We start from the raw sequence: 17,503 nt of genomic DNA, 5'->3' as shown, positions 1-17,503 counted from the left end.
CAGCCGGATAAGAGAGTGGCAAGCAAAAACGAGGTGACGTAAACATGATGTGACCGCTTTCTGAAAATCCATGAAAGTCTCATTTTTTTATATCCTTGGCTGATTATTCTTGTGGTTCGTTCGATGTTCCCTAAAGCGTAGACCAAAAACCCAATTAACATTTGGCCAATCGCCATAAATACAGACTGGTACACAGCCCAATTATCCCCAGCAGCACAAAACTCCACCACTGGCCGGTTACCCAAATGGATATCCCCATGCCCAGCCACAGAACCAATATCGCGCGATTGCGCACGGTTTTGGAGATACCTTGGCCCTGTTGGTAGCGATTGATAATAGGTCCCATGGTTTTGTGGGACAGCAGCCAGCGATGAAAGCGCGGAGATGAACGGGCAAAGCAGGCAGCGGCCAACAGCACAAAGGGCGTGGTGGGCAGCAACGGCAACACCACGCCAATGGCGCCGAGCAGCAGTGCTAACCAGCCGCAAGACATCAGCAAGTGTCGTTTCACAAAAACGCCTCAAGCAGAGTGTTCAAAAAACGATGGCCTGTGGCGGTGGGCTGGAGGCGGTGTTGGTCGTTGGTCGTTAACCCGCGTTGTTGCAATTGTCGCCAGGCCGGTTGGATAGTGGCAAGCGGCATCCCAGTGTGGCTTTCGAATAGCTTGGCTTCCACACCGTTGTTCAAACGCAGTGCGTTCATCAAGAATTCCACCGGTAGTTGCTCAGTTTCAATGGTCTCGACGGAGGCACAGTAATGGTCGCTTCTGGATAGATAATCTTTCGGCGTGCGGGTTTTCCGGGTGCGAACGATTTCTTTTGTATCCAACCGAGTAATTTTGCCGTGAGCACCGGCGCCAATGCCCAGGTAGTCGCCAAATTGCCAATAGTTGAGGTTGTGGCTGGATGCCTGCCCATCTCTGGCGTAGGCGGAGACTTCGTATTGTTGAAAGCCACTGTCGGCCAGTAATTGCTGGCCGCTGTCAAAGATGGTTTCCAGTACAGAATCTTTTGGCAGTTGCGGTGGTTGGCGATAAAACGCGGTGTTGGGCTCAATGGTGAGCTGGTACCAGGACAGGTGATTGGGCTCAATGGCAATGGCCCGGCGCAAGTCGTTAAGGGCGTCTTCTTCCGTTTGCCCCGGCAAGCCGTGTATCAGATCCAGATTAAAATTATCGAACCCGGCGGCGCGGGCCATACTGGCCACGGTGTGCGCTTCCCGTGCACTGTGGATGCGGCCGAGCTGTTGCAGGTGTAAATCGTCAAAACTCTGGATGCCGATGGACAGCCGATTAACACCGGCAGCGCGAAAGCCGGCAAATTTTTCTTGTTCAAACGTGCCGGGGTTGGCTTCCAGAGTGATTTCGATATCACCGTCAAAGCCGACCTTTTGTTCCACCCCTTGCAGAATGGTCGCGATGGCATTGGCGGAGAACAGGCTCGGGGTGCCGCCACCAAAAAATATCGAATGAATGGGGCGCCCCTGTACGTACTCCAGGTCGTTGCCGATATCCGCTAGCAATGCGGCCACATACTCGTCTTCCGGAAGCTCACTGTCAGCAGCGTGGGAATTGAAGTCGCAGTAAGGGCATTTGCGTACGCACCAGGGAATATGGATGTATAGTGATAGAGGGGGCAGTATTAACATGGCGTATCTAGCGAATTTCAAACATGCCAGGTGGCATTGGCCTATAGCCGGTTTCTACAGCACCACGCCGTTTAACCCACGTCAAATTTTTTTTCGAAAGACCAGTAACGCCGTAAATATTGGTGTTTTTCCAACGGTTTGTTAGGCCTATATGCTTAGTATTAGACAAGTCTGCGCCTCGAAGAGATGCGTCGTTGAAATTACTCGACCATAGGCTGCTTCCTTCAAGAGATGCATTTTCAAGCGTTGAGTTTGAAAAGTTTGTGCTTCTTAAGTTGGCGTTTTGTAACTTTGCATGAGAGAAGTCTACATTACTTAGGTCCATTTCAGTTAGGTTTGCCCCATTTAAGTTAATTTGGCTTAAGTCGACTCTCTTATCTGGGCTATTCCTGCGTTCTAATTTAATAAACGCATTAACGGCTTCGCTTTTGGCCCTGATGTTTTTTGCCAAGTTTCCATCTCGTTCCTCTTCATAGAGTATCTCTAATAGTTGAGAGCGACGTTGGCTAATCCACTGCTCGTTTTGCTCCTCTATTTGCTGTTTTTGAATTTCTAATTGTGCGCTTTGTTTGGAGATTTGTTCTTGGAAGAAATGGTTTTGATCACTGATTAACTGATTCTGATCGAGAAGTATTGTATTTTGCTGAAATAAAACTATGAGAGAGGCGACTGCAATTAAACTTCCAGCTGTTGCTACAGTTGACGGTGCAAAAAAAAATCGATGCAAAAGGGCTTTGAAAGCAGCTATGCGCCTTGGGTCACCTTTTGGCCAGTTTCGTCTTTGAATAAAAAAGTTATTTAATACGTGGAGCAACCTGTGATCTTGCTCTATAAGGCGAGTTTCCAAAATATCTAACCGCTCTTCATCGTTTTTTTGCATTGGATGCATCCTTGGGAAGAGATAACGATTATTTAACTATAGTAGCTTGGCTCAAAAATAGGTGTGGACTGTTGCTTGTCCGCTCTAGAAACTATCAGATTTTTAATCTTTGCAGTAAATTGGTCATTGCCTTACCTCTATGGCTAATCTGATTTTTTACGATCTTGGGTAACTCCGCGCTGGCGCAATTGTGTTCTGGCACCAAAAACAACGGGTCGTAGCCGAAGCCACTTTCCCCTTTGGGCTCAAACAGAATACGGCCTTCCCAGGTGCCTTGGCAGATCAATGGGGTGGGGTCATCCGGGTGGCGCAGGTACACCAGCAGACACTGGAAGCGGGCGGTGCGCTGCTCTTCCGGTACATCCTGCATCAGTTCCAACAGTTTCTGGTTGTTGCGGGCGTCGGTGGCACCTTCTCCGGAGAAGCGAGCGGAGTAAATGCCCGGAGCCCCTTTCAGATGATCCACTTCCAGGCCGGAGTCATCGGCGATGGCGGGCAGCCCGGCATAGTGGGAGGCACAACGGGCTTTGAGGATAGCGTTTTCCACAAAGGTGCGCCCGGTTTCTTCCACTTCGGGCACGGAAAAATCGGACTGTGGCACCACGTCGATATCGCAGTCGGCCAGCAGTTGTTGGAATTCATTGAGTTTTCCGGCATTGCCACTGGCCAATACGATTTTTTCAGACATGGGAATCAGTCCTGGTAGAAAGTTTGCTGAAACTGTACCCGATAGCTGGGCTTGTTGGGGTTCGCGGTGACGTCAATTTTGAAGGTCAGAGCGTCTTTGTTATCGAATTTGAACGATGCCAGGTAGTACACCACGTCGCCTTCGCGCACTTCGAAAAATTCGAGTTTTTGGGATTGTTGCAACAGGTTGGATACGGTGCCTTTCACCAACGCCTGTATGCCGCCGCTTGCTTTATCTACGGGGACTACAGCGATATTCACCAGCCCGCGGTTCTTGCTGCGAACGATGTCGTTGGCAGCGGCGATTTCCGGCAGGATAAAACTGCTGTTAAAGGCGCTGTAGAAGATTTTGTTGCCGTCGTTAATCTTGTAGTTTCGCTCAGCGGCCTGAGCGCTGAATGCCAGCAGTGCAGCGGCGATGACTGTGTAGAAGTGTTTCATGTAAACCTCCGTTTTGCCTGATGGTGGCCAAAAGGTATAAGCACCTTAGCGACTGAGGTGATAAATAGCCGTTTCGGCAAACAGGTTGGGCCATACGCCTCTGAGCTGCCGATCCGGTGCTTGGGACGCGGCCATTTGTCGATCCAGAATACGAATACCCATTTGCTGGCACAAGGACTCAAAGTCACTCACGGTGCAGAAGTGAATGTTGGGCGTATCGTACCACTGGTAAGTGAGTTGCTTAGTGACCGGCATGCCGCCGCGAAACATCAGGTGGCAACGGGCGCGCCAATTACCAAAATTGGGGAAGGTGACGATGCAGGCTTTGCCCACTCGCAGCATCTCTTCCAGCACCAGGTGGGGGGCGCGCATCACTTGCAGGGCCTGGGTCATGATCACGGTATCAAAGCTGTTGTCGGCAAAATTTTCCAGGCCATTGTCGAGGTTTTTCTCGATCACATTAACGCCGTTGCGAATACAGGCGGTAATCTGCCCGGGGTCAATTTCCAGGCCATAGCCTTCTACCCGATGGTTTTCCTTGAGGGCCCTCAACAAGCTGCCGTCGCCACAACCCAGGTCGAGAACCCGGCTGTTGGGGGCCACCCACTGCTGCAGAATATGAAAGTCGACGCGCACTTATTCGCTCCCTTCTGCAGTGGTTGATTGCTCGGGGGTTGGTGACACAGCGGCTAGTTGCTCGGCAATACCCTGCATGTAATTGCCCAGCACCGCCCCATAGCGTTCATCAGGGAGCAGGAAAGCGTCGTGGCCGTGGGGAGATTTGATGTCCGCGTAACTGACGTTGCGACCCGCTGCGATCAGCGCATCGACTAACTCTTTGGAGCGCTCTGGGGCAAAGCGCCAGTCACTGCTGAATGACACCACCAGAAAATCGCACTGGGCGCTCTTAAAAGCGGTTACCGGGTCTTGCTCGTAATCCCTGGCCAGATCAAAGTAATCCAGCGCTTTGGTCATCAGCAGGTAGGTGTTGGCGTCGAACAAACCGGAGAACTTGTCCCCTTGGTGGCGCAGGTAGCTTTCCACCTGAAACTCAATAGGGGCGTCGCCGTTGCCGCCATTTTGCAGATTGCCGCTGCGCAACTCCCGACCAAAACGACTGCCCATGAGCTCATCAGACAGGTAAGTGATATGGCCGATCATCCGCGCCAGAGCGAGGCCCCGCTTGGGGGTGGTCTGGTGGCCCAGGTAGTCGCCGTCGTGGTAGTCGCGGTCTGAAGTGATGGCTCGCCGTGCGGTTTCGTTAAAGGCGATATTCTGGGCGCTGAGTTTCATCGACGAAGCGATGACCACACAGTGGCGCAGCCGCTCTGGATACAGCAGTGCCCAGCGCATGGCTTGCATGCCGCCGAGGCTGCCGCCAATCACCGCGGCCCACTTGTCAATGCCCAGGCGATCCGCCAGGCGCGCCTGGCTGTTCACCCAATCCCTGACCCGCAACGGTGGAAAACTGGGCCCCCAGGGTTTGTCGGTGGCGGGGTTGGTGGTGCTGGGGCCTGTGCTGCCGTGGCAGCCGCCAATATTATTCAGTGATACGACAAAGAACTTATCCGTATCGATGGGTTTGCCGGGGCCAATGTAGTGGTTCCACCAACCCGGCTTGTTGTCGCCCTTGTGGTGGTAGCCGGCGGCGTGATGGTGGCCAGACAGGGCGTGGCAAATCAGCACGCCATTGCTGCAGTCGCTATTGAGCTCCCCGTAGGTTTCCACCACCAGCTCGTATTTCGTCAGGGTACGGCCACAGGCCAGCTCCAGAGGTTCGTCAAATTCAAACAGCTGAGGTTCGACAACGCCGATGGATTCGTTGGGCCAGTCTTCTGGAATTTGTTCTGCCATGGTTTATTGCACCGCGGCCAGTAACGCCCCAAACAGGGGGTTGAGTAAGTGTTTGTCCACCATCCACAGAGCGAACATGGTAATCATCAGGCTGAAATCCAAGCCGCCTACCGGTGGAATCAGATTGCGAATAGGGCGAATCAGGGGTTCGGCGATCTGGTGCACCAGCTGTAACCCCGGGTGATTGGACATGGGTGCTACCCAGCTGGCAATAAAAATCACAAAAAAACTGAACAGGTAAACATGCAGGGCAGTTTGTACGGTCAGGTAACCGGCGTATACCAGCAACCCCAGGGGGCCGCCAAAGCCGAAGGTCAGCCCGGCAATCACTGCTTGTATCAGCAATATCACCACGAAGGTGGCGCTGTTAAAGCGGCCAATGGGTGGCAGTATTTTTTGCAGCGGATGGACAATAGGTGCAGTAAAACGCACGATCATCTGCGAAATGGGGTTGTAAAAGTCTGCCTGAGCGATCTGCAGTAGCAGCCGCGCCATCAACAGGTAACAGTAGAAGCCGCCGACAAAACTGATGATGTCGTTGATAAATGCCATGGGTCTATATCCGTTGCAGAGCCTGTTCCGTCTCTATTATGTGGGTGCGTATTTTTGTGTCTGTTTGGGTACTTATTGGTTTTCGGCCGCCATTTCCCGGCCTCGATCCCGAGCGCCGGTAATTCCGTTGCGAATGGTATCCTCAAGGCCTTCATTTAGGAAGGTGGTAATGGCACGGTCAGTGGTACCTTTCTTGGAAGTTACTCGCTGGCGCAGCTCCGCAGGGCTGTGTTCTCCTTCCGTAGCCATGCGAGCGGCTCCCAGTGCGGTTTGCAGAGTAAGGCGGCGGGCGCTGTCCGCCGGCAGGCCCAGTTCTTTGGCCACTTTTTCCATCAACTCCATCAGCAGGAAATAGTAAGCGGGGCCACTGCCCGCGACAGCGGTGACCGCATCCATCAGCTCTTCCTGCTCCACCCATTCGGCAATACCCACGGCTTCCAATAGTTGTTGCGCCTGGCTGCGCTGTTGGTCAGAAACCCCCGCATTGGCAAACAGGCCCGCAGCACCGCTGTGCAGCAGTGAGGGTGTATTGGGCATGGCCCGTACAATGGCGCGTTTGCCGCCAAGCCATTGATCCATCAGCTCTGTAGTGATACCGGCAGCTACCGAAATCAACAGTGGTTGATGATCCAGGCTGCTGGTCAATTGCAAGCACAAATCGCGCATACTCTGAGGCTTGACGGCCAGTACCACGATGTCTGCCCAGCGGGCGGCGGCAGCGTTGTCGGTATCACAGTGGATATCAAACTGCTCAGCAACTCGCGTCGCGCTCTCTGGGGTGCGAGTGCAAGCGCGCAGCGCCTCTTTGGGGTGGCCATTGGCCAGCAAACCACCAATCAGGCTGCCTGCCATATTGCCAGCGCCGATAAAAGCGATGCGCGTTGAGCGGTTTGCTTCAGTCATTGTTACCTCGGTTTGTGCCACCCTGTGGTGACCTTTTGCCAAAAATGTCGGTGCCGATTCGCACCATGGTGGCGCCTTCCCTGATGGCGGTGCCCATGTCGCCGGACATGCCCATGGAGAGGGTATCCAGCCCCGGGTAATCCGGGTGTCGGCGGCGCAGATTATCCAGCAGTTGTGCCAGTCTGGCAAAGGGCAGGCGCTGTTTTTGCGGGTCGCTGCAAGGGCTGGGAATGGCCATCAGGCCACGTAGGCGCAGGCGATCCAAAGCTACAATTTCCCCGGCCAGTTCAAACACATCATCGGGGCGGATACCGGATTTGCTCGCTTCGGCGTCGATATTCACCTGCAAGCAGATGTTCAACGGTGCCATTGAGGCCGGGCGTTGTTCATTCAGTCGCCGGGCAATCTTGATTCGGTCGATAGTGTGAACCCAATCAAAGTTTTCTGCTGCCTGGCGGGTTTTATTGCTCTGCAGGGGGCCGATAAAATGCCATTCAATGCCTTTACCCTGTAGCTGTTCGATCTTTTCCAGGGCTTCTTGCAAGTAGTTTTCGCCAAAACGGCGTTGGCCTGCCTGCCAGGCAGCCAAGATAGCGGATACCGGTTTGGTTTTACTGACTGCGAGTAAGGCGACGTCGGAGGGGCTGCGACCGGCAGCCACTGCGGAGTCGACAATACGCCCTTGAACAGCGGCCAGATCGTCACGAATGGAGGTTACATTGGCGGTATTAGGAGGCATATACTAGGGCTCGATAAAAGTGGCTATTTTAAAGCACCTAATTTTAAAGAAATAATTCTAATCAAAAATAACTAACTAGGACGTACGGATGGATATTACCGAGCTGTTGGCGTTTAGCGTTAAGCAGGGCGCTTCCGACTTGCATATTTCTGCAGGCTTGCCGCCGATGATTCGTATTGATGGCGATATACGCCGCATTAACCTGCCTCCCATGGATCACCGTCAGGTTCACGCGCTGGTTTATGAAATCATGAACGACAAACAGCGCCGTGACTTTGAAGAATTTCTGGAAACCGACTTTTCGTTTGAGGTACCCGGTGTCGCCCGTTTCCGGGTAAACGCCTTTAACCAGAATCGCGGTGCCGGTGCCGTATTCCGTACTATTCCGTCACGGGTGCTGACCATGGAAGACCTGGGCTTTGGCCAGATCTTCCGCGACCTGTCCATGTTGCCACGAGGTCTGGTGCTGGTCACCGGCCCCACCGGCTCCGGTAAAAGTACCACCCTGGCGGCGATGGTGGATTACGTCAACGAAAACCGCTACCAGCACATCCTCACGGTGGAAGACCCCATCGAATTCGTCCACGAAAGTAAGAAGTGCCTGGTTAACCAGCGAGAAGTGCACAAAGACACCCACGGCTTTAACGAAGCTCTGCGCTCCGCGTTGCGGGAAGACCCGGACGTGATTCTGGTGGGCGAGCTCCGCGACCTGGAAACCATTCGCCTGGCCCTGACCGCTGCCGAAACCGGTCACTTGGTGTTTGGCACCCTGCACACCAACTCAGCGGCAAAAACCATCGACCGGATTATCGACGTGTTCCCGGCGGCGGAAAAATCCATGGTGCGGGCCATGTTGTCGGAATCCCTGCAGGCGGTAATCGCCCAGACGTTGATGAAGAAAATCGGCGGTGGCCGGGTGGCCGCTCACGAAATCATGGTGGGCACCCCGGCTATTCGTAACCTGATTCGCGAAGACAAAGTGGCGCAGATGTACTCGGCCATCCAGACCGGCGGCCAGCTGGGTATGCAAACCATGGATCAGTGCCTGCACAAGCTGGTTGGGCAAAAAGTGATTACCCGCGAGCAGGCCCGTGAGAAAGCCAAGATCCCGGATGATTTCTAAGCTTGTCAGGTGGTCATTGCTCTCGATGCTCAGCATGACATACAGCGAATAATTAATAACAACAGGGCGAGGTAACAATCATGGATTTCGACAAACTGCTAAAACTGATGGTGGAAAAAAAGGCCTCAGACCTTTTTATTACTGCGGGTGTGCCTCCCTGTGTGAAAGTGAATGGCCAGCTGATGCCGGTGAACTCCGGCCCCATGAGCCCGGAGAAAGCCCGCGAGGCGGTGCTGTCGGTGATGGACAACGACCAGCGCAAGGAGTTTATGCGCAGCAAAGAGCTCAACTTTGCCATCAGCTCCACCGGCCTCGGCCGCTTCCGGGTCAGCGCGTTTTACCAGCGCAACCACGTAGGTATGGTGTTGCGTCGCATCGAAACCAAAATTCCCAGCTTTGAAGATTTGCACCTGCCTCCAATTTTGGCGGATCTGTCCGGTACCAAGCGCGGCATTATTATTTTTGTGGGGGCCACCGGTACCGGTAAATCCACATCGCTGGCCTCGATGATTGGCTACCGCAACAACAATTCCAAAGGCCATATCATCACCATTGAAGACCCCATCGAATTTGTGCACCAACACCGGGGTTGCATCATCACCCAGCGGGAAGTGGGGGTGGATACAGAATCCTTTGAGGTGGCCCTGAAAAACACCTTGCGGCAGGCGCCGGATGTGATTCTGATCGGTGAGATTCGCTCCCGGGAAACCATGGAGCATGCGGTTACTTTTGCCGAAACCGGCCACTTGGTGATGGCTACACTGCACGCCAATAACGCCAACCAGGCGCTGGATCGTATTCTGCACTTCTTCCCGGAAGACCGTCACCAGCAATTGTGGATGGACTTGTCACTGAACATGAAGGCCATGGTGGCCCAGCAGCTGATCCCCACCGCCGACGGCAGTGGTCGCCGCGCCGCTATTGAAATATTAATCAACACGCCGCTGGTGAGCGACCTGATTCGCAAAGGCGACGTACATAAAATCAAGGAAGTGATGACCAACTCAACCGAGCAGGGCATGCAGACTTTCGACCAGGCACTCTACCGCCTGTATGACCAGGGCATTATTTCTTACGAAGATGCTCTGTCTCACGCCGATTCGAAAAACGACCTGCGCTTGATGATCAAACTGCAGTCGGAAACCGATGCCAACTACCTGTCCAATGCCGCCGATGATTTGCAGGTGGAAGAGGAGCAGGAAATGGATCCGTTTAGGAATTTTTGAAAAAGCGGCGGGCTTCGGGCTGCGAGCAGAGTGTAGGTCGGGCTTTAGCCCGTCAAAAATTTCAGGCCTTATGCTTTGCTTGACGCCCTAAAGGGCGACCTACATTGTTCCTGCGTAGTCTTTTGGGCGCGCTCAACCTACTCGTAGCCCGTAGCCCGCCGCTCGTGGCTGTTAAGGCTCCCGCCCGCAATCCGGCTCTGATAGCCAGCTCTCCAAAATCAACTGCGCAGCAATGGCATCCACGGGATTATCCCGATAGCTTTGCTGGTGGCCGGCCATAGATTTGGCTTCTTGTGTAGTTAGTCGCTCATCCACCATTAATACCCGCGAACCAAAGCGCCCGTGGAGTCTGCGGGCAAATTTCCGGGCTCGGGTGGCAAAGTCACTTTCACTGCCGTCCATATTCAGCGGCAGCCCCACCAGCACCAACTCCGGTTGCCATTCATCCAATAGCTTTTTTAACTCGTCCCAGTTGGGGGTGCCATCTTTGGCACGCAGCTCGGTCAGTGGTCGTGCGCTGCAAGTGATCGTTTGGCCGACGGCAACGCCGATGGAGCGGGTGCCGTAGTCGAAGGCGAGCAGGGTTTTAACGGAGGCTAACATCTAATCAAAAGCATTTTTTAAGCACGGCCAAAGCTGTGGCTAAGATGTTGCAGGTTCACGCCAATGCTTGCGGCTGCGGCCTGATTGCGCTCAGCGAAAGGGATGCTAAAGATAATGTCGGAGTCCGCCGGTACCGTTAGCCAGGCATTTTCGGCAATTTCTTTTTCCAGCTGATCCGGCCCCCAGCCGGCGTAGCCCAAAACCACTAATGCATCGCTGGGGCCATTGCCAGCAGCCATATCAGCAATGATGTCCCTTGATGCAGTAAGGCATACCTGTGGAGAGACTTCCATGGTGGACTCCCAGCGCTGGCCGGTGCCCCGGTGCAGCACAAAGCCACGTTCGGTGCTGACTGGGCCGCCGGAGAGCAGCGGCTGGCTATCGAGTTGAGTGTTGCCTTGAAGCTGCATTTGCTCAAACACGGTGCTGAGTGGAACATCCATAGGGCGGTTGATCACCAGGCCCATCGCCCCCTCTTTGCTGTGGTCGCAAATGTATATCAGCGCTTCCGAAAAATTGCCATCCGCCAAAGACGGCATGGCGAGCAAAAAGTGATCCCGCAGGCTACCGCTGCGAACTTCTTCGTTGGGCGGTATCAGGTTGGAAGTGCGTTTGGCTTTCATGGTGGTAAGTATTGGGTTGTGATGGCGGGATTTCAATAGTCGAATCCGTCCCTTTGCTCCTCGCAATGACAGTGCTTTTTTAACTGCCGGTCTTCAGTTGATTTCCCGCGATAAATTGCCAGGTGCGGATAATCTCAAATTTGTCCCAGTCTTTGAGCTCATCCGGGAAGGCTTGGAACGGTGCCGCCTGACGCACAATTCGAATCGCCGCCTGGTCGAGAATGGCCTGGCCAGAGCTTTGCAGGATTTCAATGCTTTCCACGTTGCCGCCGGGTAACAGGGTGACCGCCAGGCGCAAATCGCCGAATATGCCCCGGCGCCGCGCTTCTTCCGGATAATGGCTGTTGCCGGTCTGCTCAATGCGCTGTACCCAGTAGTGCATATAAGCAGCTTCTTCCGCAGAGCGGGTGCTGGCGGCAGTCAGCCGGTTGATGCGTGGCATGCGGCTGTATTCCTGGCGCTGCTGATCCAGCCGGGCTTGCAGGCTGGCCAGTTCGGTCAGGGTGGATTGATTGAGATTTTCCTGTTGCTCGCCACTGTCTTGTTCGGCGCGCTCTGCGTCGCTGACGCTGCGCTCGCTAAAGCCTGTGGTGGTCAACAATGCAGTGGCCTCTGTGTGGCGCTGTTGCTGCGGCGTGGTGGATACTGGCTGAGTATCTTGCACGCTGGGTGCAGGCAGGTCGGCGAGGCGGTCGGTGGTCATTTGCGACTTTTCTGCCTGGTCGCCACTGCCCTGTTGGTTGTGCTGTGCCAGAAAGTCAGCGCGATCCGGTTCTTTCTGGGCATTGTGCTGTGCCAGAGTCACTTCAAGGCTGGTGGCTGGCGGTTGCGACAGGGCGATGGTAAAGCCAATACCAAAGATAATCAGCGCATGGACCGCAATAGCCAGGAACAGGGCAAAGCCCAGTTGGTCGCCGCCACTGTCGACCGGTATCTGGGCCTGCTCCACATTGTGAAAACTGTTTTTTTGCGATAAAGACTGGCTCAAGGCGTCTGCTCTACAGTTTCTTCTCAATAACGTCCATCAGCTTGCCGGCAATGTCCGAACCGCTGTCGCGGTCAATCTCCTGAATGCAAGTTGGGCTGGTGACGTTGATCTCGGTGAGGTAGTCGCCAATCACATCCAGGCCCACAAACAGCAAACCACGTTTTTTCAGCTCTGGCCCCACCTGCTCTGCAATCCAGCGATCGCGATCACTCAGTGGTTGTACCACGCCGCTACCACCGGCGGCCAGGTTGCCGCGCAGTTCGCCCTGGCTGGGGATGCGTGCCAGGCAGTGGGGCATGGGTTCGCCATCCACCATCAAAATGCGTTTGTCACCGGCCTTGATCTCCGGGATATAGCGCTGTGCCATGATGGTTTGCTGACCGTAATTGGTCAGGGTTTCAATGATGACGCTGAGGTTGGAGTCGTCACCCTTAACGCGAAAGATCGCTGAGCCACCCATGCCATCCAGCGGTTTGTAGATGGTGTCTCCATGCTCTTTGTGAAACGCTTTTAGTTGTTGTTCGTCACTGCTGACCAACAGTGGTGGGGTGCACTGGGGGAACAAGGTCGCAAATACTTTTTCGTTGCAGTCGCGCAGACTCTGGGGTTTGTTGGCCACCAGTACGCCATCGCGCTCAGCAGCTTCCAGAATGTAGCTGGAGTAGATGTACTCGCTGTTAAACGGTGGGTCTTTGCGCATCAGCACCGTATTCAGCTCTGCCAATGGTCGAATTTGGGGTTCACCCAGTTCGTAGAAATGATCCGGGTCGGCAAACACTTTCAATGGGCGCATACGCGCCGCTGCGGTGCCATTGTCCAGTGCCAAGTCGCCTTGCTCCATGTACCACAATTCCCAGCCTTTGCGGCTGGCGGCCAGCATCATGGCCAGTGTGGTGTCTTTCTTGTAGTTGATGCTGTCAATCGGGTCCATGATGACGCCGAGCTGTATAGTCATACTGATACCTGTATCACGTTTTGGCAGTAGGAAGTTCGTATGATAACGGTGTTTGTCCGTCGTTGTTGCTGTGACAAAGTGCCGGTAATTGTCGTCACCTGCTTATGGTTCTGCTTTTACCCTGTGTTGGCGCTGTGCTCACAGGTGCACAAGTTAAGGTGTCAGCAGCGTTGTGGCAACTGAAATTGGTGTTTTTGTGACCCTGAACCGAAAGGGGTTTTTAGCGGTTAAGTGAGCGATAGTAAGTGCCGATAAAGTGTGTTACAAACGCTCCGTTGGCTGGGAATGCCCGGCCTTACCAAAATAATTAAATAAGTCCTATAAAACAGTGGTGTTGTAGTTATGGAAGAGAGTCGCAAAGACCTCAAGGTAATGGTGATTGACGACAGTAACACCATCCGCAGAACCGCGGAAACCCTGCTGTCTAAAACCGGTTGTGAAGTGATTACTGCAGTGGATGGCTTTGATTCCCTGTCAAAAATTGCCGATACCCAGCCGGATGTGATCTTTGTAGACATCATGATGCCCCGCCTGGATGGTTACCAAACCTGTGCCCTTATCAAGAACAACAGTCAATTTCGCCATACCCCGGTGATTATGTTGTCCAGTAAAGATGGCTTATTTGACAAGGCCAAGGGACGCATTGTCGGGGCCGATGATTATTTGACCAAACCGTTTAGCAAAAACGAGTTATTTGAAGCACTGGATCGCTACGCTCAGCCCCAAACTGCTTGATAGGGCTGGCTGCGCTCTGTGTTCAGGCGCGTAAAAATATAATAACAATACACAACAGGATTAACGTTTGTTATGGCAAAAGTACTTATCGTAGATGACTCTCCCACGGAAACGCATAAGCTGTCCTCCATGTTATCCAAGGGTGGGCACAGTGTGTTGTCAGCGGAGTCTGGCGAACTGGGGATTGAAATCGCTCGCCAGGAGCAGCCAGATGTGGTGTTGATGGATATTGTGATGCCGGGCCTCAATGGCTTTCAGGCCACCCGCCAGCTCACCCGCGGCGAAGATACCAGTCATATTCCAGTGATTATTGTCACCACCAAAGACCAGCAGACCGACCGGGTTTGGGGAGCTCGCCAGGGCGCCCGCGCCTATTTGGCGAAACCGGTGAGTGAGAAGAGCCTGATTCAAGCCATCAATGAAGTGGTGGCCTGACCGTGAGTTTGCGCGCGTCATCCGCCTTTCAGACCCTGGTTGCTCTGGACACCTATTGTCGCCAGAGCGATCGACGCCTACCCAGTGAAGAGCAAGTGGTGCCCACCGTATCGGTGGTGTGCTTTGCTTTGCAGGGCCAGCAGTTTGCCGTGCCATTCAGCGATATCGTCGAGCTTTTGGAAGTGCCCCATTGCACCCGCCTGCCGCGAGTCCAAAGCTGGGTGCGCGGCGTGGCCAATGTGCGCGGTCGCCTGCTGCCGATTATCGATCTGGCGGAATTTGTTGGTACTCAACTGACCACTGCACCGAAACAGCAGCGGGTGCTGGTGATGGACATGCACGGCGTGTTTGCCGGTTTGCAGGTGGATGAAGTGCTGGGTATGCGCCACTTCCCGGTGGATACCTTTATTGATGAGGTCGAGGATTCTGGCCCCATCTCCGGTTACCTCGAAGGCGGTTATCGTGACGGCGATAACGTCTGGGGTGTATTTCGCCCGTTGCGCTTGGCCAGTGACGTGCGTTTTTTAAGCGTAACGGCTTGATGTCGGTTTCATAACATCAAACCGCAATAACAATAAGATAAAAACAAGATCATTTTGACGGAGTTAATACCATGATTAGCGGTGCCAAAAAGGCAAAATTCAGCGGCTTGCAAGTGTTATTAGCCATCCTGTTGGTGGCAGTACTCGGCTTTGTGGGCTACAACGTTTGGGTGGTGATTCAGGATTCTGCCCGCGACAGTGAAAACCGCGATAAAGTGGGCGAATTGCGATCTCTCTCTTCGGCACTGCCGACACCGCTGCGGGGTGCCACCAGTGGCAGCCGCGACGATTTTGAGACGCTGGCAAGCCAGGTGCAAAGCATTGACAGTACCTGGAGTAGCCTGAAATCTGAGCTTTCCAGTGAAGCGCAAATGGCGGGCACTGCTCTCAGCAACATGGATCGCAGTTGGGGTGTGGTAAAGAGCAATGCCGAAACCATTCTCAACGACAAAGAGACCATCCTGCTGCTCAACGAGGTGGCCTCCAACCTCAACTCCACCCTGCCGGCGTTACAAGCTAAGCACGTAGAAGTCGTGGACCTGCTGATCAGCGGTGGCTCTCCACGGGACCAGATTGCCAAAGCCCAAGAGCAAGCCTGGCTGGCGGAACGTATCGGTCGTAACATCGACAAAATGCTTGCCGGTGGAGCCGCTTCAGAAGCGGCCGCTGAGCAATTTAACCAGGATGCCCGAGTATTCGGTGTGGTGCTTAACGGCCTGCTCAAAGGCGACACCGCCATGGGCATTAGCCGGGTGGCCAATCGCAATGCCCGCGCCAGCCTCGACGAAGTCAGCAAACAATTTGAATTTGTCAGCGGCCAGGTGGAAGAAATCTACAACGCCACGCCAAAACTGTTTGCCGCTCGTAAAGCCAGTGATGCGGTACTGAACGAATCCAACAGCCTGGTGAATGAAATCATCTCCCTGGGTGAAACCATCGACGGTTTGCAGGACGGTCGCCAACTCAACCAGCAAACCGCACTGCTCGGTGGTGCTGCGGCCATTGTGTTGGTGATTCTGATGATTGTGCAGTCGCTGGTAGCCACTCGCCGTCGCTCTGTGGAATCTGCCGAAGAGAATGATCGCAACCAGAACGCTCTGATTCGCCTGCTGGATGAAATTGGCGACTTGGGTGAAGGTGATTTGACTTCTCAGGCTACGGTAACTGAAGACTTTACTGGCGCCATCGCCGACTCCATCAACTACGCCATTGACCAGCTGCGCACACTGGTGGCGCGCATTCAGGATTCGGCGGAAAACGTAAATGCCTCCGCCAGTGAAACCCGCGCCACGGCACTGCAGTTATCGGAAGCCTCCGAACACCAGGCCCAGGAAATTATCGGCGCCTCTGCGGCCATTAACGAAATGGCGGTGACCATTGACCAGGTATCCACCAACGCTTCCGAGTCCGCCGTGGTGGCAGAGCGCTCGGTATCCATCGCCAAGAAAGGTGGTGAGGTGGTACGGGATACCATCGATGGCATGGACACCATTCGCGAGCAGATTCAGGATACTTCGAAGCGTATTAAACGCCTGGGTGAATCCTCCCAGGAAATTGGCGATATCGTGAGCCTGATTAACGAAATTGCCGACCAGACCAACATCCTCGCCTTGAACGCCGCCATTCAGGCGTCCATGGCCGGTGAAGCTGGCCGCGGTTTTGCGGTGGTTGCGGACGAGGTACAGGGCCTGGCGGAACGCTCTGCAGCAGCCACCAAGCAGATTGCCTCGCTGGTGAAAACCATTCAGACCGATACCAACGAAGCGGTGAGCTCCATGGAGTCCACCACCACCGAAGTGGTGAAGGGTGCCGACCTGGCCCACAACGCCGGTGTCGCCCTGGAAGAAATCGAAAACGTATCCGCCGACTTGGCAGAACTGATTCAGGACATCTCCTCGGCGGCGCGCCAGCAGGCGAAAACTGCCAGTCACGTATCCGGCACCATGAACGTGATTCAGGAAATTTCCTCGCAAACCCTGTCCGGTACCACTACCACAGCATCGTCGGTTGGTGAGCTGGCCGAGATGGCCGTGGATATGCGTGAGTCCGTGAGTGGCTTTAAGTTGCCCGGTGACCTGGCGTCCGTTGCTCCAGTAACGCCTACTGCTGAAACTGACCTCGATGCCATTGGTGCCGATACCATGGCCGACGCCGATCAGCAACAGGCGGTAGAGGAAACGGTACAGGCAGACAGCTATGCCGAAGAAGAGCTATCCGACAACGCCGATTTTGATCGTCACCCGGAAGAGTTTGCCGATTTCAATGGCAGCTTTGATGCGCAAGATGATCAGCCGACCGATGAGCTGGTGGCTATGGCCGAAGACATCGCCGACACCCTGGCCGACGATGATGCTGGTAATGAATACGATGTAGCGGCCTCTGCTGATAATGATGACAGCTTGGACATTGCCACTGATAGCGATTATCTGGGCAATGGCGAGGTGGTGATTGATCTGGATGGCGAACAGTCGTCAGACGATGATCAGGATCAAGACTTTATTGTAGAACTGGACGGTGACCTGGGCGACGACAAAGAGCGTCGCTACTAATCACTTCTGACGGTTGCTTGC

General features: G+C 54.1%; 20 protein-coding genes. 6 read left to right on the top strand and 14 right to left on the bottom strand.

The genetic code is table 11. From position 1 onward, the window contains the following. Window positions 1-154: 154 nt before the first annotated feature. The 10 genes from KFE80_08230 to KFE80_08185 form a co-directional block, all read right to left on the bottom strand. On the bottom strand, window positions 155-493 hold the full coding sequence (locus KFE80_08230) for a YbaN family protein (protein UTW46677.1): 339 nt from the start codon (window positions 491-493) through the stop codon (window positions 155-157). A gap of 14 nt (window positions 494-507) precedes the next feature. Beyond that, window positions 508-1,647: a radical SAM family heme chaperone HemW gene (gene hemW / locus KFE80_08225; GenBank protein ID UTW44384.1), complete on the bottom strand. Its 1,140-nt coding sequence runs from the start codon at window positions 1,645-1,647 to the stop codon at window positions 508-510. 7 nt (window positions 1,648-1,654) lie between these two features. Further along, the gene (locus KFE80_08220) at window positions 1,655-2,527 is read right to left on the bottom strand and encodes a pentapeptide repeat-containing protein (GenBank protein ID UTW44383.1); all 873 of its coding nucleotides are present in this window, start codon (window positions 2,525-2,527) and stop codon (window positions 1,655-1,657) included. A gap of 94 nt (window positions 2,528-2,621) precedes the next feature. Continuing rightward, entirely contained in the window at window positions 2,622-3,215 is a 594-nt protein-coding gene (locus KFE80_08215; protein ID UTW44382.1) for an XTP/dITP diphosphatase, read from the bottom strand. A 5-nt stretch (window positions 3,216-3,220) separates the two neighbouring features. Further along, complete coding sequence (locus KFE80_08210; protein ID UTW44381.1) at window positions 3,221-3,655, bottom strand: DUF4426 domain-containing protein; 435 nt, start codon at window positions 3,653-3,655, stop codon at window positions 3,221-3,223. A 45-nt stretch (window positions 3,656-3,700) separates the two neighbouring features. Then, complete coding sequence (metW, locus tag KFE80_08205) at window positions 3,701-4,291, bottom strand: methionine biosynthesis protein MetW (protein ID UTW44380.1); 591 nt, start codon at window positions 4,289-4,291, stop codon at window positions 3,701-3,703. Further along, window positions 4,292-5,497, bottom strand: a complete 1,206-nt coding sequence (locus KFE80_08200) for a homoserine O-acetyltransferase (GenBank protein UTW46676.1) — start codon at window positions 5,495-5,497, stop codon at window positions 4,292-4,294. Window positions 5,498-5,512: 15 nt separating this feature from the next. Continuing rightward, the gene (locus tag KFE80_08195) at window positions 5,513-6,061 is read right to left on the bottom strand and encodes a YggT family protein (protein UTW44379.1); all 549 of its coding nucleotides are present in this window, start codon (window positions 6,059-6,061) and stop codon (window positions 5,513-5,515) included. A 72-nt stretch (window positions 6,062-6,133) separates the two neighbouring features. Continuing rightward, complete coding sequence (locus tag KFE80_08190) at window positions 6,134-6,964, bottom strand: pyrroline-5-carboxylate reductase (protein UTW44378.1); 831 nt, start codon at window positions 6,962-6,964, stop codon at window positions 6,134-6,136. After that, window positions 6,957-7,703 carry a YggS family pyridoxal phosphate-dependent enzyme gene (locus KFE80_08185; GenBank protein UTW44377.1) on the bottom strand — a complete coding sequence of 249 codons (747 nt, stop codon included), beginning with the start codon at window positions 7,701-7,703 and terminating at the stop codon, window positions 6,957-6,959. The genes KFE80_08190 and KFE80_08185 overlap by 8 nt, the downstream gene beginning before the upstream one ends. 88 nt (window positions 7,704-7,791) lie before the next feature. Here KFE80_08185 and KFE80_08180 point away from each other — a divergent pair, with 88 nt between their 5' ends. Then, window positions 7,792-8,826 carry a type IV pilus twitching motility protein PilT gene (locus tag KFE80_08180; protein UTW44376.1) on the top strand — a complete coding sequence of 345 codons (1,035 nt, stop codon included), beginning with the start codon at window positions 7,792-7,794 and terminating at the stop codon, window positions 8,824-8,826. 80 nt (window positions 8,827-8,906) lie between these two features. After that, entirely contained in the window at window positions 8,907-10,052 is a 1,146-nt protein-coding gene (locus KFE80_08175; protein UTW44375.1) for a PilT/PilU family type 4a pilus ATPase, read from the top strand. A 171-nt stretch (window positions 10,053-10,223) separates the two neighbouring features. Here KFE80_08175 and ruvX read toward each other — a convergent pair whose 3' ends face one another. From ruvX to gshB, 4 genes are all read right to left on the bottom strand, one after another. After that, a complete protein-coding gene (gene ruvX, locus KFE80_08170; GenBank protein UTW44374.1) occupies window positions 10,224-10,655 on the bottom strand; it encodes a Holliday junction resolvase RuvX in 432 nt (143 codons plus the stop codon). 17 nt (window positions 10,656-10,672) lie between these two features. Beyond that, window positions 10,673-11,278: a YqgE/AlgH family protein gene (locus KFE80_08165; GenBank protein ID UTW46675.1), complete on the bottom strand. Its 606-nt coding sequence runs from the start codon at window positions 11,276-11,278 to the stop codon at window positions 10,673-10,675. A 79-nt stretch (window positions 11,279-11,357) separates the two neighbouring features. Beyond that, a complete protein-coding gene (locus tag KFE80_08160) occupies window positions 11,358-12,266 on the bottom strand; it encodes an energy transducer TonB (protein ID UTW44373.1) in 909 nt (302 codons plus the stop codon). Window positions 12,267-12,276: 10 nt separating this feature from the next. Next, window positions 12,277-13,221 (bottom strand): glutathione synthase, encoded by a 945-nt coding sequence (gene gshB / locus KFE80_08155; protein ID UTW44372.1) that lies wholly within the window; start codon window positions 13,219-13,221, stop codon window positions 12,277-12,279. A 342-nt stretch (window positions 13,222-13,563) separates the two neighbouring features. On the opposite strand from gshB, the gene pilG reads away from it, so the two are divergent. From pilG to KFE80_08135, 4 genes are all read left to right on the top strand, one after another. Beyond that, entirely contained in the window at window positions 13,564-13,956 is a 393-nt protein-coding gene (gene pilG / locus KFE80_08150; protein ID UTW44371.1) for a twitching motility response regulator PilG, read from the top strand. Window positions 13,957-14,028: 72 nt separating this feature from the next. Continuing rightward, window positions 14,029-14,391 carry a twitching motility response regulator PilH gene (gene pilH / locus KFE80_08145; protein UTW44370.1) on the top strand — a complete coding sequence of 121 codons (363 nt, stop codon included), beginning with the start codon at window positions 14,029-14,031 and terminating at the stop codon, window positions 14,389-14,391. A 2-nt stretch (window positions 14,392-14,393) separates the two neighbouring features. After that, entirely contained in the window at window positions 14,394-14,933 is a 540-nt protein-coding gene (locus tag KFE80_08140) for a purine-binding chemotaxis protein CheW (GenBank protein UTW44369.1), read from the top strand. A 71-nt stretch (window positions 14,934-15,004) separates the two neighbouring features. Further along, complete coding sequence (locus KFE80_08135) at window positions 15,005-17,482, top strand: chemotaxis protein (protein ID UTW44368.1); 2,478 nt, start codon at window positions 15,005-15,007, stop codon at window positions 17,480-17,482. Window positions 17,483-17,503 lie beyond the last annotated feature (21 nt).

This window comes from bacterium SCSIO 12696 (assembly GCA_024397955.1).
GTDB lineage: Bacteria > Pseudomonadota > Gammaproteobacteria > Pseudomonadales > Porticoccaceae > SCSIO-12696.
This window is presented reverse-complemented; position numbering and strand designations above follow the sequence as displayed.